Origin of the sequence: Rhodococcus sp. SMB37, from assembly GCF_004345605.1 — a bacterium.
In the GTDB taxonomy this organism is placed as follows: Bacteria; Actinomycetota; Actinomycetes; order Mycobacteriales; family Mycobacteriaceae; genus Rhodococcus.
In genome coordinates this window covers 32,739-48,053 of record NZ_SLVY01000021.1, presented here as the reverse complement: position 1 = coordinate 48,053, position 15,315 = coordinate 32,739, and the positions used below count along the sequence as shown (strand labels likewise).

Genomic DNA, 15,315 nt, shown 5'->3' with positions numbered 1-15,315 from the left:
TACGGGAGTGCCCACGACTTCAACCCCGAGCCGTTTCACCGCTGTGTTCCGCAGGCACCCGGCAGGCGTCGCACTCGTCACCGCTGATTCGGGAGGCGGGCCGGTGGCGCTCACGGCCACCTCGGTGGCATCGGTGAGCGCCGACCCTCCGATGCTGATGTTCTCCGTCTCCGACGCCTCGTCGAGCTCGTCGACGGTCACTGTGGCCGACACCGTCGTGGTTCACCTGCTCGCGGCGGAACAGTTGCACCTGGCGAAACTCGGCGCCACCAGTGGAATCGACCGTTTCGCCGATGCGGCCCTCTGGGAGAGGATGCCCACCGGGGAGGTGTACTTCCGCGACGCTCCCACCAGGATCCGTGCCCGGACCGTGGAACGCGTGAAGGCGGGCTCCGCGTGGGTGATCGTGGTCGAGGCACTGGATATCGACGCGCAGGAAGATGAGGAGCGGCCGGGTAGGTGCTCCAGCGTGCCGCTCGTCTACCACGATCGCGGGTGGCACAGCCTCGGCGACCACTCGCGGCTGGAGTAGCTGGAGCTACCTGGGCGGGGTGCCGTTGCGGGTGGCCTGGGCGATGTAGGTACTCAGCATCTGCGATGCTCCGGCGAAGTGCTGCTCGGTGATACGCCGGGCCTCGGCGCCGTCGCCCCGTGAGAGTGCTCCGATGAGGGCGTCGTGTTCGTCGAGGCTGCAGGGAACGCGTTCGGGGAAGAGTTCGAAGTATCGCTGGGGGATCATGCGTCCTGCGTCGCTGAGCATGCCCTGCAGGCGTGTCGACCCGCACGACTTGTTGATCTCGCGGTGGAACAGCCAGTTGAGGGTGGCGATGTCGTCGCCGGATGCTGCGGCCACACGAATTTCGCGATGCAGCTCACGTACGCGAAGCAGCTGTTGGTGGGTGATCCGGCCCGCGGCCCACTGCGATGCGACCCCGGACAAGGCTGCCATCAGTGCGAAGTTCTCGATGATCGTCTCCGGGGAGACTCCGATGACGGTGATGCCGCTGCGTTGTGCGACGCGGACCAGGCCCTCTTGCGCGAGCGCCAGGCAGGCCTCCCGCACCGGAGTGCGGCTGGTGCCGAACTCCTCGGCGACGGCGTCGAGGTCGATGCGGTCGTTGGGGGAGAGGTCCCCGGACAGGATCCGATGCCGTAGCGCTGCGCGTACGCGTTCACGGCCCGTCTGCTTCGACGATGTCTCGTCCGACGTCTCGCCGACGATCCACGGCCCCCGGTCGGTCTCCGTCATCGCGACCCCTTTTCCTGACACGCATTTCGGTGTTGACAATCTATCACCGAGCATTAAATATATCAGTTGACTTCAGATGTGTTTATTTCCGACAAGGGAGCCTTCTATGGCAGAGCGCAGAACCGACCAGATGACGCTCGTGGCGTTCATGCAGGCGTCGAACGTGTCCGTGTACTCGGGGTCATGGCGATACCCGAATTCGGCGCAGGACTACTTGAGCCTGGCCTACTACCAGCGGATCGCGCGGGTCCTCGAAGAAGGCAACTTCGACCTGATGTTCTTCGATGACCGGCTTGCAATGCCCGGCATCTACGGCAACTCCGTCGCCGACGCCGTCCGCTACGGCGCGCGGCCGATCAAGCTCGACCTCACCGCGATTCTCGGCGCTGCAGCGGCAGCGACCACGCATCTGGGCCTCGGAGCGACCTACTCCACGACCTACTACCAACCGTTCCATGTCGCAAGGACATTCGCGACACTCGATCATCTCAGTGGTGGACGCGCCGCCTGGAATATCGTCACCTCGGTGAACGACGCCGAGGCGCGCAACTTCGGTGTGGACAAGCACTTCGATCACGACAAGCGCTACGACCGCGCCGAGGAATTCGTGGAAGTGGTTGCAAAATTGTGGGATTCGTGGGAAGACGATGCGATCGTCGCCGACCGGAAGTCGGGCATCTTCGCCGACGCGGAGAAGGTCCACGAGGTCGATCACCACGGCGAATTCTTCGATGTCCAAGGCCCGCTGACCGTGCCGCGAACGCCGCAGGGCCGGCCTGTGCTGATCCAGGCCGGGCAATCCGGCCGCGGCCGTCAGTTCGCCGCCAAGTGGGCAGATCTGATCTTCACAGGCGACCCCAGCCAGGCCGTCGCAGCAGAGCACTACGCCGATCAGAAGGCGCTCGTCGCCGAGTACGGCCGGGCGACGGACTCCGTGCGGGTACTTCCTATGGTCTACGTCATCCCGGGTGAGACCGAGGAGATCGCGCAGCAGAAGGAAGGCATCTTCCTGCACGATCTCGTCCACCCCCAAGCGTCGCTGACGCTGTTGTCCGAGGTCACCAACCACGATTTCGCGGGTCACGGCCTCGACGACGTCGTCACCGACGAGCTGATCGAGAGTGTTTCGGGCATCCGGGGCCTCGTGCAGGGCGTCAAGCGCCACATCGGCGACCAGGAACTGACGCTGCGCGTCCTCGCCAACCACCGCGCCACCCTGCTGCAAGGTCCGCGTTTCGTGGGCACCGGTGCCCAGATCGCGGAGCAGATGGAGGAGTGGTTCCAGTCGCGTTCGTGCGACGGATTCGTCATCGCCGCAACCCATTTCCCCGGAGCATTCGAAGATTTCGTGCGGCTCGTCGTGCCGGAACTCCGTGCTCGGGGGCTCGTTCGTGAGGAGTATACCGGTTCCACACTGCGTGAGAACCTCGGCCTCGAGCGCCCAGAGAACCTCATGACTGCGGGTGCGCAGACCGAACTTGTCGACGACCGGGTGGTCGAGCATGCCTGACCCAGAACCGTCGCGTAGCACCATGCTGCACGGTATCCGGGTGCTCGATCTTGCAACCCTGGCGGCCGGACCGCTCGCGGCCACGTATCTCGGCGAGTTCGGCGCCGACGTGATCAAGGTCGAGCAGCCGCAGGGCGGCGACCCGATCCGAGGGTGGGGTGTGCAGAAGGACGGGATCGGACTCGTCTGGAAGAGCATCGGACGCAACAAGCGCTCCATCACGATCGATCTCCGCACCGACGATGGTCAAGAGCTCGTACGACGTCTCGCGGCGGAATGCGACGTCGTCGTTGCGAACACCCGGCCGCAAACTCTCACTCGGTGGGGCCTCGACTACGACGCACTCCGGAGGATCAACCCCAAGATCGTGATGCTGCATGTCACGGGATTCGGCCTCACCGGTCCCAAGTCGCCGCGCCCGGGCTTTGGCACTCTCGGCGAGGCGATGAGCGGATTCGCGCACACCACAGGCGAATCGGACGGACCGCCCACGCTACCGTCCTTCATGCTCGCCGACGGCGTCGCCTCACTCAATGCCGCGTACTCGATCATGATGGCGCTGTATCACCGCGACGTCCACGGCGCAGACGGTCAGCTGATCGACGTCAACCTGGTCGACCCGTTGGCGCGGCTGCTCGAGCAGTCGTTGCTCGCCTACGACCAGACCGGTGCGATCGCGCACCGGAGTGGAAACCGGTGGGGTATCTCGGCACCTCGCAACACCTACCGGACGAAGGACGGCAAATGGCTCGCGATGTCGGCCAGTTCGCCGAGCATCGCGTTGCGGGTGTTCAAGGCGATCGGTCGCCATGACCTCGTCGACGATCCGGATTTCTCGGATGCGCAGCGGCGCCTGAAGCGGTTGGACGACGTCGACGAGATCGTCGCAGAGTGGGTGGCGCAGCGCACCCTCGACGACGCGATGGACGTGTTCGAAGCGGGGGAGATTGCCGCGGCGCCCGTCTACGACATCTCCCAACTCGTCGACGACGATCAGATGCAGGCCCGTGAGGTATTCGTCAGGATCGACGATCCGGATCTCGAGAGCATGCTCGTTCAGGCTCCGGTACCGCGATTCTCGGGGAATGCCGGAATCATCGACAGCCTGGGGCCCGCGTTGGGGGCCCATACCGCGGAAGTCCTCACCGAGGTCCTCGGCCTCACCGACGCGCAGATCGCCGATCTGTGCGACCGACACATCATCATGTCCGGAAGGAACGCCTCATGACCTCGCTGCCACGTCCGATCCGGCGGTCGGAACTCGCGACACCCGCGTCGAACGAACGGATGTTCGCGAAGGCCGCCGCCTCCGACGCCGACCTCGTGTTCCTCGACCTCGAGGACGCCTGTGCCCCGGCTGAGCGGGAAGAAGCCCGCGGCAAGGCTGTTCGCGCACTCAACGAGTACGACTGGGGGCACACGGCCCGGGCGATCCGTATGAACGGTATCGATACCCGCTGGGCGTACGGGGACGTCGTCGAGGTGCTCACTGGCGCCCGTGAGAACCTCGACGTGATCATCGTGCCCAAGGTGACTGCCGCACGGGATGTCTGGTGGGTGGACACCCTGCTCACGCAGGTCGAGGACACACTCGGGATGGCCAAACGTATTCGGCTCGAGGTGCTCATCGAGGATGTCGCGGGGGTGGCGAACGCGGAAGAGATCGCCACGTCAAGCGGTCGTCTCGACGCACTCATCTTCGGTGCCGGCGACCTGTCGGTGTCGCAAGGTGCACGGGTCGACACGAACTTCAAGCCCCGCGACGAGTATCCGGGAGACTTCTGGCACTACGCCCGCATGAAGGTGCTTACCGCTGCACGGATCGGGGGCCTGCTCGCGATCGACGCGCCGTATCCCGATTTCAAGGATGCCACCGGCTACGAACGTGAGGCCCGTCGTGCGTCGGCCTTGGGATTCAGCGGCAAGTGGGCGATCCACCCGTCGCAGATCGACATCGCCAATGACGTGTACTCGCCCACCGAGGAAGAGATCCGCCAGGCGAAGCGGAACCTCGAGGCCTATCGCGAGGCGGAAGCTCGCGGTCTCGGCGCGACCAGCGTGGACGGGCAGCTCGTCGACGCGGCCCACGTCAAGCTGGCGCTCGCCGTTCTCGAACAGGCGGAGCAGATGCGGCGCTGAACTGCCCGCCGACGAAGACGAGTACGACAGGTCGAGGTCCTCGACCGTGCTACCCCAGGTGCTCGCTGAAGGTCTGGACTCCGACCGCCCGCTCCGGGGTCAGGTTGTTGCCGGCACGAAACGCCGCAAAAGCGCGCCCGGGGAGCCGGATCGGCCAGATCCTCTTTCGTGCACCGATCGATGCGGCGTAGGTCCGGGCGAGATCGCGGGCGTCGATGATCTCGGGTCCACCGACCTCCGGTACCCGACCGGCCGGCGGGTCCGCTGCCAGTCGGGCAAGTTCGTCGGCGACTTCGGTCGCAGCGATCGGCTGGATCCGGATATCCGGGGTGAGAAGAACGGGTAGGCGTCTCTGGCGGGTGAACAGGCCGGCGACCAGTTCGTGGAACTGTGTGGAGCGCAGGATGCTGTACCCGAGCCCGGATCGTTCCAGCAGTAGTTCGACCTCCACTTTGCCCATGTAGTAACCGAAGGGGATCCGGTCCGCGCCGACGATCGAGATGAGCACGACGTGCTCGATTCCGGCGACTCGCGCGGCCGAGAAGAGGTGCCGAGCGGCGCGGACATCCGCACGTCGGGAGTAGCCGGTCGCGCAGTGCACCACGGTGTCGGCGCCCGCCAACGCACGCTCGATGCCTTCGTCGCGGCCCAGATCGGCGACTGCCCATTCGGGTCCGGTTTTCGTGTCGCCGGATCGGTCGTGACGGCTGACCACACGCACCCGGCGCCCGGCATCGCGCAAGCGGTCGACGACATGATGGCCGACGGTGCCGGTGCCGCCCGTGACGACTATCGGCGACGAATTATTCATGGCCGTCCTTCGGGTCAGATCAGGAGTAATCCCACTGCCGACAGTATGAAGCCGAGCGCGATGACGCCAACCCGCACATAGTGGTAGCGGTCCCAGGTGTCAGCCTGCTCCTTCCAGTCCGGCGGCGCTCCCTCTTCTGCCCATCGGATCGAGCGATTGTTGATCGGTACGAGAAGCAGGACCGACATCACGACGCTGACCAGCAACAACACCGACGCCCCCAGCGTCATCCACGCGGTGGTGTCGCCCCACCCCAGAATCGTCCACAGGATCGCAAAGGCGAGCGTGCCGATGTACCAGAACGGCATCACGCGCCCGAGCACCCGGGCGCCGTCGCTGCGAGCAGCCACACCGGCATCGTCAGGAATTCGATCCATAATCGGATTGACGAACACTGCGATGGCGAATTCCACTCCCACCAACATCCCGAAGACCACGACCGTGGTGACTGCAACTGCATTCAGCATGGAAGCCTCCATAGATATAGCAGTGCCAGAAATTGGATCGACGATAACATTTCGGCGACCCAAGATCTAGCGCTGCTAGAATTATGGAATGTCAGTGCAGGAGCGCAAGGCGCGTGAGCGGGCTTCCCGCCACAGGTCGATCATCGTGGCAGCGCGTGAGATGGCAGAGGCAGAAGGGTGGGACGCCGTCACCACTCGGCGATTGGCGGAACGGATCGAGTACAGCCAACCTGTGCTCTACAGCCATTTTCGGGGCAAGGACGAGATCATCGCGGCTGTCGCACTGGACGGATTTTCCGAGATGACCCTGGAGTTGTCCCGAGCGGTCTCCGGAACCCACTCGCCACGCGCCGCTGTGGCTGCCCTCACGAGTGCCTACATCGCGTTCGGAGAGCGACACCCTGCCGTATACGACTCGATGTTCAACCTCGACAACGGGCTGCCTTTCGCGGACCCTGCGGCCCCGGCCCCGATGCGTGAGTCGTTCCAAGTCCTACACGACACGTTGACTCTGGTCGCGGGAACCGTCGAACCGGGTCTGCTGGCCGAGGTCTACTGGGCTGCAGTGCACGGTCTGGTCGAGCTCACCCGAACGGGCAGGGTTCCTCCGCAGGGCACCGCACGTCGCATCGAGGTGCTCGTCGATCGCTTTGCCGTCGAATGAGGGCCGGGCGTGGTCCGGCAGGATTTCTTCCGGACCACGGCGGTTCAGCGTCGACTACCAGAGACGCTGGGTAGCCAATTATGCGCCCTTGGTGAGTGATTCGAGCTTCGCCCACGCGATCTTCGGGTGGATGCGACCGCCGAGACCGCAGTCGGTCGAGGCGATTACGTTCTCGGGCCGACGATGCTCGCGAACCGCTCGATCCGGTCGGCGACGAGTTCGGGGTGCTCGACCACATTCGTGGCGTGGCTGATCACGCCGGGCACGATCTGCTTGCCATCGGGCAGTGTCACGTCCTCCCACACCCGCCATTCGTGGTCGTGACGGACGTTCGCGGCATTCCGAATACTCGCTCGTCGTGTCGAGCCTGAAGCCGTCTGCGGAGTCCCGGCGTGCCCGGTTGGCGGCCACCAGCTCGTCGGTTCGAGGCAGGATCCCGGCGTGCGTGGTGCGAATGTGTTTCGTGGTCATGGTGATCGGGTGCTTTCTGGGAATCGCTATCGGTCGACCTCGGATCGAACCGTTGCCGCCGCGGCGACGAGGTTCGTCAACGACGCCGTGACCTCGTCGGTGCCGCGCGTCTTGAGTCCGCAGTCCGGGTTGACCCACAGGCGCTCGGCGGGAACGGCGCGCAGCGCTTCGCGAAGAGACTCGGCGATCTCGGCCTCGCCTGGAACTCGCGGTGAGTGGATGTCGTAGACGCCGGGACCGACGCCGAGGTCGAACCCGACCGCATCGAGGTCGTCGAGAACCTCCATGTGCGAACGTGCAGCCTCGATGGAGGTGACGTCGGCGTCGAGTTCGGCGATCGCCTCGATGACCTCGCCGAATTCCGAGTAGCACAGATGGGTGTGGATCTGAGTCGAGTCGGCTACGCCCGACGTCGCGAGTCGGAAGGCCCCCACGGCCCACTTCAGGTACTCCGTCTGCTCGGAGGTGCGGAGCGGCAACAGTTCTCGCAGAGCGGGTTCGTCGACCTGGATGATGCGGACTCCTGAGGCCTGCAGATCCACCGTCTCCTTGCGGATGGCCAGGGCGATCTGATCTGCGGTGTCGGCGAGGGGCTGGTCGTCGCGGACGAAGGACCACGCAAGGATGGTCACGGGACCGGTGAGCATGCCCTTGACCGGCTTGTCGGTGAGTGACTGCGCGTAAGTGATCCAGTCGACGGTCATGGCATTCGGCCGCGCGACGTCGCCGTAGAGAATCGGCGGACGTACACAGCGGCTTCCGTACGACTGGACCCAGCCGTTCTCGGTCGCGAAGAAACCGTCCAGCTGCTCGGCGAAGTACTGCACCATGTCGTTGCGCTCCGGCTCGCCGTGCACGAGCACATCGAATCCGAGCTGCTCCTGGAGGGCCACCACTTCAGCGATCTCGTCGCGCATCCGCTGCACGTAATCAGCGCGTTCGATCTCACCCTTGCGCAGCGCGGCCCGGGCCACCCGGATGCGCGTGGTCTGCGGGTACGAGCCGATGGTGGTGGTCGGCAGCAGAGGCAGATCGAGATGCTGTCTCTGGATCTCGCGGCGCTGATCGGCCGACGTGCGAGTGCGGTTCGATGCGATCGAGTCGAGCATGCCGCGCACCTGGCCGTTGCGCAGGCGAGGATCGGACGCGCGTACATCGGCAGCCGCGTGCGCCGCGGCGAGCTTGGAAGCAACGGCGTCGCGGCCGATGCGCAGTGCCGTCGACAAGGTGACGACCTCGGCGACCTTCTCGGTGCCGAATGCCAGCCACGTGCGCAGCGACTCGTCGAGGCCGGATTCTGCCTCGATCGTGTACGGAACGTGCAGCAAAGAGCACGACGACGACACAGCCACCGAGCCTGTGGACCCGAGCAGTGTCGCGAGCGTCGCCAGTGTCCTCTCCAGATCGGTGCGCCACACATTGCGGCCGTCCACCACGCCCGCCACAATCATCTTGTCCGCCAGAGCGGGCAGTCCGGCGATGTCGGCCGAATCACCCGCGACCAGGTCGACAGCGATGCCTTCGACACCGGTGCGGGCGAGTGCGCCGAGCGCAGGACCGAGGTTGCCGAAGTAGGAGGCGACGAGAATCGCGGGACGGTCCTGTGCCTGCGACAGCGTGCCGTACACCTGCTCGACCGCGGTGACGGTCGCGTCGTCGAGATCGCGGACGAGTGCGGGCTCGTCGAGCTGCACCCACTCGACCCCGACGGCGGCGAGCTGCGACAACAGGTCCTGATAGAGCGGGACGAGCTCACCGACACGGTCGAGCAGCGGGCCCAGCCCGTCGACGGACTTCGACAGCAGCAGGAACGTCAGCGGGCCGACCACGACCGGTCGGGCCGGGACACCGAGCGCGCGGGCTTCGGCGACCTCGCTGAGAACCTTCGACGCGTCGAGCGTGAAGACCGTGTCCGGGCCGATTTCGGGTACGAGGTAGTGGTAGTTGGTGTCGAACCACTTCGTCATCTCGAGCGGTGCGACGTCGTCATTGCCTCGCGCGGCCGCGAAATAGCGGTCGAGGTCGTCGGCGATACCCGACACCCGCGGCGGCAGTGCTCCGAGCATCGCGGCGGTGTCGAGGACGTGGTCGTAGAACGAGAATGTATTGACGGGAATCGAATCGAGCCCTGCGTCGCGCTGCGCAGCCCAGGTGCCGGCACGCAGATCGGCAGCGACCTTCTCCAGTGCGTCGCGATCGATCATTCCGGCCCAATAGGATTCGACGGCTTTCTTGAGCTCGCGGTTCGGTCCGATCCGTGCGGATCCGAGAACGGTGGCGTGGAAAGCCGGTGCAGAGGATGTAGACACTGGTGGTACTCCGGTGGTCGGTCGTGGATGGCCCACCGCCCGTCGAGTGCGCGAATCCGACCGAGCCCCGGTGTCTCCGACTGTGTCGGAGCGAAAGCGCAGCGGGTCCGCGCGCCCAGTCCTCGAGGCGGCACACCGCCGGGCACGGCGCGCCCGGCGCAGATGGCAGGTATTCGGACTTGCAAGCGCCCGGGCCGGTGGGCCCGTACCTACTGACCGTCGCTTCCCGGGATGATTCCCAGTGCTGATGACGGCGGTCGTTCCTGCATACCGCTGCGGGACAGTCCCGGATTCTCACCGGGTTCCCTCTCCGCATCCCGATCGAGGGATACGTCGACGCCGCCACGGTCTTCGGGGCTCCTCACGACCGGCACGGCGAACCAACTGCATCCCGGAGTATAGCCACGTCCTCGTTCGGACGGGCAATGCAGAAACAACAGTTACAACGCAACCAGGTAGATACAACCGTTCCGTAGGGTTGTATCTACCTGTGCGCGTTGCATTTTGGTCGGAGAGGGTCGTCGGTTGTGCTGGTCAGGAGTGGCGAAAGCCTTTGCCTGTTCGGTCACTGGGATCCGGATCCAGGCCGAGGAACTCCGACCGAATGCGGTCCCACGCCTCGAGGCGCGCCCATACCGGTTCGTCCGTCAGCTGCTGCATGTTGGTGAGGAACGGGGTGGGCAACATGACGGTGAGCATCTGTTCGTCGCGGCCGTTGAACAGGCGCGCACCCCACGACGTCGGTGCGTCGTCCTTACCGATCCTGCGGTACAGCTCTGCCCGGCTGCAGCGACGGATACGGCCGAGCTCCGGTCCGCTCGCGGTGTGTTCGCCGATGCACAGGTGAAAATGCCAGCGACCGAAGTCGACGGTTGCATACCCGTCGTACATCCCCGTCGTACATCGAGATCTTCTTCGGAGCATTGGGTGCCGCGACTTCGAGCGCCGAACCTTCGATGAGCAGGCCGAACCACATCTCGTTCCAGTACTCGTCGAACAGTAGCCGGATCAGGCGCAGCAGTGAGTCCTCGTCGGTGGGAAGCGACCAGTGCTGTTCGCGACCACCGTCCTCTGTGTCGACGATCTCGGGGTCGAATGTGGCTGTCACAGAATCTCCTTCGACGATGCTTTCGGTGGGCTGGCGAAGACGCAATCGCCGCACACACCGCCGCCCGGGACGCGGTAGTACAGGCAGCAACTGCGACGCCGACCGGTGGATCGGACTATCGCGCCGACCAGTGGTGGATCGCCCAAGAGGGTGTCGATGTGCGCCTGCGCTGCATCACCGATCACGCGTCCGGCCCCGATCAATGCGGACGCGGAGTTGCCCCACATCAAACCCGGCGCGACGATGTCGCTCCACGCGTCGATGAGCGGTTCGAGCTGGTCGTCGAGAATTTCACTGGTAGCCGACCCGAATTCTGGGTCGACGATGTGCAACCGCAGGCCCCCGTCGTTGCACCACAGCAACGCGTCCGGGGCGAGCCGAACACATCGGCCCGAGTCGACGACCGATCCCAACACAACCGACCACATCCTGGCGGCGTAGCCGAAGAACAGAGTCGACGCGGCCACTCGCATCTCGCCGGTTCCCATCCGCTGTGCCGTGTCCGATACCAGCGTGTCTCTAATCATGCTGTCGCGCAGCGCAGATGTCGGCCGCCACAGGCCGTCGGGTACAGGGCCGGTGCTCACCGAGAAGTAGGGACTCAGCGCGGCGATGCGCGCCAGTACTGCAGCAGCGTCAGGCACGGCTGTCCTCCGGATCGAGGTCGAACACCAGTGTGCGCGGGTCGAAGCGCATCCGTCCACGATCGAATGCTGCCCCGATCCGACCGGACTCGGCCAGAGCTGCGGGGGAGTCGCACGTCAGCGTGCGGTCGGTGTCGAGCAACCACATTCGGTCCGACACACGCAGCGCGAGCTCGAGCTCGTGGGTGGACATGATCACGGCGAGGTTCTGTTCGACGGCGAGGCGCCGCAGCACGTCGACGAGTTCGACTCGGGACGGCACATCGAGGAACGACGTCGGCTCGTCCAGTACCAGCAACGAGGGGTCCTGTGCGAGGGCGCGTGCGGTGAGCGTGCGTTGTCGCTGCCCGTCGGACAGCTCACTGAACTGCCGGGACGCCAGTTCTGTCGCGCCGACCGCGTCGAGCGCCCAGTCCACCGCGGCCTTGTCCTCCGGTGAGAGTCGTGCGCCGGCGGAGAGGTGCGGCGTCCGTCCGAGCGCGACGAGTTCGCGCACCGTCAGCAGGCCGGGATCGATGCGTTCGGTGAGGACGACGGAGATCCGGGTCGCGAGGTCTGCAGGTCGAATCGACGACACGTCGTCGCCGTCGATCAGCACCTGTCCGCGCAGCGCCGGTTGCAGGCCGCACAGGGTGCAGATCAATGTCGACTTCCCTGCACCGTTGGGGCCGACCAGGGCGGTGAGCTCACCGGGGCGAGCGACGGCGTCGAGACCGGTCGCGATCTCGGTGATGCCTCTCTTCCGTAACGCGCGGCGGCGTGTGTACCCGATCGTCACATCGCGCAGCTCCACACCGTTCACGGCACCGTCACTGTTCACAATGCCGCCCCCAGTGCTCCACGCCGGCTGCGGACGAGGACAACGATGACGACCGGTGCGCCGACGAGCGCGGTCACCGCATTGAGTGGGAACACCGTGTCGGTGCCGGGCATCTGACTCACCACGCCGCACACCAGAGCCACCACGGCACCGAACAGCGCGACTCCGGGCAGCAGCACTCGATGATCGGAGGTGCCGAATGCCATGCGCGACAGGTGCGGAACGATGAGCCCGAGGAAGCCGATGGGTCCGCAGAAGGCAGTGGTGACGCCCGCGAGCAGTGCGGCCGATACCACCGTGGTCAGCCGGACGACGCGGATATCGATGCCCATCGACCGGGCATATCCTTCACCGAGGAGCAGCGCGTTGAGGGCCCGCACCGTCAGGAGCGCCACGGCTGTGCCGCCGACCACTACGGGCACCAGCAACTTCAGGTCCGACCACGTGGTCGCAGTGAAACTGCCCAGGCCCCACACGAGGAACTGCTGAGCGCGCTGCGGGTCGGCGTAGACAAGGAGCACGGAGACGGCGGCCGTGGTCGCCGATCCGAGCATCACGCCGATGAGCAGCAGCGTCACCGCCGAACGTACCCACCGCGACAGCACCACGATCAGCATCAAGACGGCCGCCGCGCCGAGCGCGGCAGCGATGACGACTCCGGTACGGCCGAGCCCGGCCAGATTCGCTGTGAATCCACTGGCTCCGCCGCCGCCGGCCACGACGACGAGCGCGACACCGAGACTCGCACCCGAGCTCGCGCCGAGGATGTACGGGTCGGCGAGCGCGTTGCGGAACAGGGTCTGCATCTGCAGGCCGGCGATGCCGAGCGCCGCACCCACCGCGATCGCGGTGAGCGTGCGAGGCAACCGGAGGTCGCGGATCACCATGTCCCAGCGGGGATTCTGCGCGTCCTGTCCGAGCAGGACGCGCAGAGTCTCGTCGAGTGGCACCGTGACCGACCCCACTGTCACCGATACCACGGTGGCGACCACGAGCGCTGCGATCAGTGCGGCGAACGCCACCGCCACGCGCCGGGTACGGACCGGCGGAGCGGAGGTCTCAGTGACTGCAGGCGCCGCGTCGAGCACGGTGGTCATGCCGGCAAACGCTGATAGAACGTGAACTCGTGATCGGGCAGCAGCTCGGGATGCAGGACCGCGACCAGGTCGGACAGGACCAGATCGGGTCGCAGCACCCCACGTTCGTAGAAGTCGTTACCACCGCCCGGCCCGAGCGCCTTGTTCGCGTTCCACACCTGACCGGTGCCGACCGCTGCGAGGTCACCGTAGCGTTCGTCGTCGGCCAGAGCGTCGCCGATCGAGGTCCAGCTGTTGACGACGAGCCAGGTCGGTGCATCGGAGGCCTCCGCAACCACGGCCTCGAAGTCGAGGGGCAGCGACCCGGTGCTGGTGACGTCCTGCCACGGCCACGTCGCCCCCGCATCGCTGAACAGCCGGCCCATGTAGCTGCCGCCCGACGACATGTACCACGTTCCCTGCGACATCCCGCCGAGCAGTACCGGTGCGGGTTCCGCTCCCGCGGCCTTGTCGGCGACCTGCAGGTAGTCGCGGCGGATTCCGTCGTAGGCCTCGGCTGCGCGGACTTCCGTGCCGGTCAGTGCCGCCATCACCTTGATCCACTCGGCGCGACCCAGCGGCGACGCTTCGAGCCACTCGGCGTTCGCGACCACACCGATCCCGGCTTCACGCAGCTGCGCGTATGCGGGGTCGTCGGTGCCACCGGTCATCACGACGTCGGGTGCGGCGACGACGACGGCCTCGGTGTCGATGGTGCCGCCGGCCGCGTATTCGGCGACGTCACCGGACGCGATCCGATCGACGACCGCGGTGTCGCTTACATAGGATCCGTTGGACATGCCGGTGAGTACGTCGAGCACGCCGAGTTCGGCGACGAGCGGCAGGTGTGTCGTCGAACCCGAATACAGGCTGCTGATCGGCACCGAGATCTGCTGAGCATCGGCCAGATCGTCCGACAGTTCCGGTGCTGGTGCGCCACACTTGACCAGCACGTACGACTCCGGTTCGGCACCCGAGTACGGCTCGTCGACAGTGAGCACCTGGTAACTGTTCTCGTAGGTGATCGAGAAATTCTCTGCGTCGACGACCTCGGACTTGTCGGGGAAGTAGTCGACGCTCGGATCGAAATCGGTGATACAACCGTCGGGGGCGGCAGTGTCGGTGGTATCGGTGGTGGCGGTCGAACAGCCGGCGAGGGCCAGACCTGCGACTGCCACAGCGCTGAGCAATCTGAGTGGTACGGCACGAGCGCGCATGGCGAAGACGCCCTTTCTCGGGGAGATCCGCCCCGTCCAGGTGAGTGCGGCGACGTGAGTATCTGGCTCCCGGGAGAGTTGCTCCCCGGTCACAGTGGCGGGACCGCGCCGGAATCGCACCGGCTTCCTCATGTGTCGTCGCATACGACGTCGGGAACCTAACACGGACCAAGACGGCAATACGGACCGGGTTCTTCATGGTTATCGTGGAGGGACCACAACGATCGAAAGGACCGGTATGGGTGTCAGCTTGGCCAAGGGTGGAAACGTCTCGCTTTCGAAGGAGGCGCCGAATCTCACGGCGGTGACGATCGGACTGGGCTGGGATGTCCGGGCCACGACGGGAAACGACTTCGATCTCGACGCCAGCGCACTGCTTGCGGGTGCCGCTGGCAAGGTGCTCTCCGACCAGCACTTCGTGTTCTACAACAACCTGCGTTCTCCCGACGGTGCGGTCGAGCACACCGGCGACAACCTCACGGGTGAGGGTGACGGCGACGACGAGTCGATCAACGTCGATCTCGTTGCACTTCCTACCGATGTGCAGTCGGTGGTGTTCCCGGTGTCGATCCACGACGCCGACGCGCGTGGCCAGTCGTTCGGACAGGTGCGTAACGCATTCATCCGCGTCGTCGACCGTTCCAACGACCGCGAACTCGCCCGCTACGACCTGACCGAGGACGCCTCGACCGAGACCGCGATGGTCTTCGGTGAGCTGTACCGGCATGGCAGCGAGTGGAAGTTCCGCGCCATCGGCCAGGGTTACGCATCCGGGCTCGCGGGCATCGCTCGGGATTACGGCGTGAACATCGGCTGACCCGGTAGCGGTC

Annotated in this window: 16 protein-coding genes, 1 pseudogene and 2 riboswitches; of the genes and pseudogenes, 6 read left to right on the top strand and 11 right to left on the bottom strand. The window is 65.6% G+C overall.

What is annotated here, in order from left to right; genetic code table 11:
• The first annotated feature begins 7 nt into the window (after positions 1-7).
• Positions 8-532 (top strand): flavin reductase family protein, encoded by a 525-nt coding sequence (locus EV641_RS25790; RefSeq protein WP_132475743.1) that lies wholly within the window; start codon positions 8-10, stop codon positions 530-532.
• A gap of 6 nt (positions 533-538) precedes the next feature.
• Here the strand turns inward: EV641_RS25790 and EV641_RS25785 are convergent, their stop codons facing one another.
• Positions 539-1,249: a GntR family transcriptional regulator gene (locus EV641_RS25785; protein ID WP_132475740.1), complete on the bottom strand. Its 711-nt coding sequence runs from the start codon at positions 1,247-1,249 to the stop codon at positions 539-541.
• A gap of 106 nt (positions 1,250-1,355) precedes the next feature.
• Between EV641_RS25785 and EV641_RS25780 the strand changes: the two genes are divergently transcribed.
• Genes EV641_RS25780 through EV641_RS25770 form a run of 3 tightly spaced genes read left to right on the top strand, consistent with a single transcriptional unit; the run spans position 1,356 to position 4,898 of the window.
• Entirely contained in the window at positions 1,356-2,759 is a 1,404-nt protein-coding gene (locus EV641_RS25780) for an LLM class flavin-dependent oxidoreductase (protein WP_054714077.1), read from the top strand.
• 22 nt (positions 2,760-2,781) lie between these two features.
• Positions 2,782-3,987 (top strand): CoA transferase, encoded by a 1,206-nt coding sequence (locus tag EV641_RS25775; RefSeq protein ID WP_132475839.1) that lies wholly within the window; start codon positions 2,782-2,784, stop codon positions 3,985-3,987.
• The gene (locus EV641_RS25770) at positions 3,984-4,898 is read left to right on the top strand and encodes a CoA ester lyase (protein ID WP_199233390.1); all 915 of its coding nucleotides are present in this window, start codon (positions 3,984-3,986) and stop codon (positions 4,896-4,898) included. Before EV641_RS25775 ends, EV641_RS25770 begins: the two co-directional genes overlap by 4 nt.
• Positions 4,899-4,947: 49 nt before the next feature.
• Here the strand turns inward: EV641_RS25770 and EV641_RS25765 are convergent, their stop codons facing one another.
• Entirely contained in the window at positions 4,948-5,709 is a 762-nt protein-coding gene (locus EV641_RS25765) for an NAD(P)H-binding protein (RefSeq protein ID WP_132475737.1), read from the bottom strand.
• A gap of 14 nt (positions 5,710-5,723) precedes the next feature.
• Complete coding sequence (locus EV641_RS25760; RefSeq protein WP_054719122.1) at positions 5,724-6,176, bottom strand: DUF1772 domain-containing protein; 453 nt, start codon at positions 6,174-6,176, stop codon at positions 5,724-5,726.
• 88 nt (positions 6,177-6,264) lie between these two features.
• Here EV641_RS25760 and EV641_RS25755 point away from each other — a divergent pair, with 88 nt between their 5' ends.
• Positions 6,265-6,840: a TetR/AcrR family transcriptional regulator gene (locus EV641_RS25755; protein ID WP_132475734.1), complete on the top strand. Its 576-nt coding sequence runs from the start codon at positions 6,265-6,267 to the stop codon at positions 6,838-6,840.
• Between the two features lie 78 nt (positions 6,841-6,918).
• Here the strand turns inward: EV641_RS25755 and EV641_RS25750 are convergent.
• The 8 genes and pseudogenes from EV641_RS25750 to EV641_RS25720 all read right to left on the bottom strand — a co-directional run.
• A pseudogene (locus EV641_RS25750) lies at positions 6,919-7,175 on the bottom strand (epoxyalkane--coenzyme M transferase); the annotation flags it as partial.
• A gap of 162 nt (positions 7,176-7,337) precedes the next feature.
• Complete coding sequence (gene metE, locus EV641_RS25745; RefSeq protein WP_132475731.1) at positions 7,338-9,620, bottom strand: 5-methyltetrahydropteroyltriglutamate--homocysteine S-methyltransferase; 2,283 nt, start codon at positions 9,618-9,620, stop codon at positions 7,338-7,340.
• A 146-nt stretch (positions 9,621-9,766) separates the two neighbouring features.
• Positions 9,767-9,973, bottom strand: a riboswitch (cobalamin riboswitch).
• A gap of 181 nt (positions 9,974-10,154) precedes the next feature.
• Positions 10,155-10,307, bottom strand: coding sequence for a hypothetical protein (locus EV641_RS29995; RefSeq protein WP_241997476.1), 153 nt, complete (start codon positions 10,305-10,307; stop codon positions 10,155-10,157).
• A 67-nt stretch (positions 10,308-10,374) separates the two neighbouring features.
• A complete protein-coding gene (locus EV641_RS29990; protein WP_241997475.1) occupies positions 10,375-10,728 on the bottom strand; it encodes a hypothetical protein in 354 nt (117 codons plus the stop codon).
• A complete protein-coding gene (locus EV641_RS25735) occupies positions 10,725-11,372 on the bottom strand; it encodes a (2Fe-2S)-binding protein (RefSeq protein ID WP_054719751.1) in 648 nt (215 codons plus the stop codon). The genes EV641_RS29990 and EV641_RS25735 overlap by 4 nt, the downstream gene beginning before the upstream one ends.
• Positions 11,365-12,174, bottom strand: a complete 810-nt coding sequence (locus EV641_RS25730) for an ABC transporter ATP-binding protein (protein ID WP_054719757.1) — start codon at positions 12,172-12,174, stop codon at positions 11,365-11,367. Before EV641_RS25730 ends, EV641_RS25735 begins: the two co-directional genes overlap by 8 nt.
• 14 nt (positions 12,175-12,188) lie before the next feature.
• A complete protein-coding gene (locus EV641_RS25725; RefSeq protein WP_132475728.1) occupies positions 12,189-13,289 on the bottom strand; it encodes an iron ABC transporter permease in 1,101 nt (366 codons plus the stop codon).
• Entirely contained in the window at positions 13,286-14,446 is a 1,161-nt protein-coding gene (locus tag EV641_RS25720) for an ABC transporter substrate-binding protein (protein ID WP_241997474.1), read from the bottom strand. The genes EV641_RS25725 and EV641_RS25720 overlap by 4 nt, the downstream gene beginning before the upstream one ends.
• A 74-nt stretch (positions 14,447-14,520) precedes the next feature.
• Positions 14,521-14,653, bottom strand: a riboswitch (cobalamin riboswitch).
• A 70-nt stretch (positions 14,654-14,723) separates the two neighbouring features.
• On the opposite strand from EV641_RS25720, the gene EV641_RS25715 reads away from it, so the two are divergent.
• The gene (locus tag EV641_RS25715; protein WP_132475722.1) at positions 14,724-15,302 is read left to right on the top strand and encodes a TerD family protein; all 579 of its coding nucleotides are present in this window, start codon (positions 14,724-14,726) and stop codon (positions 15,300-15,302) included.
• The last annotated feature ends 13 nt before the right edge of the window (positions 15,303-15,315 follow it).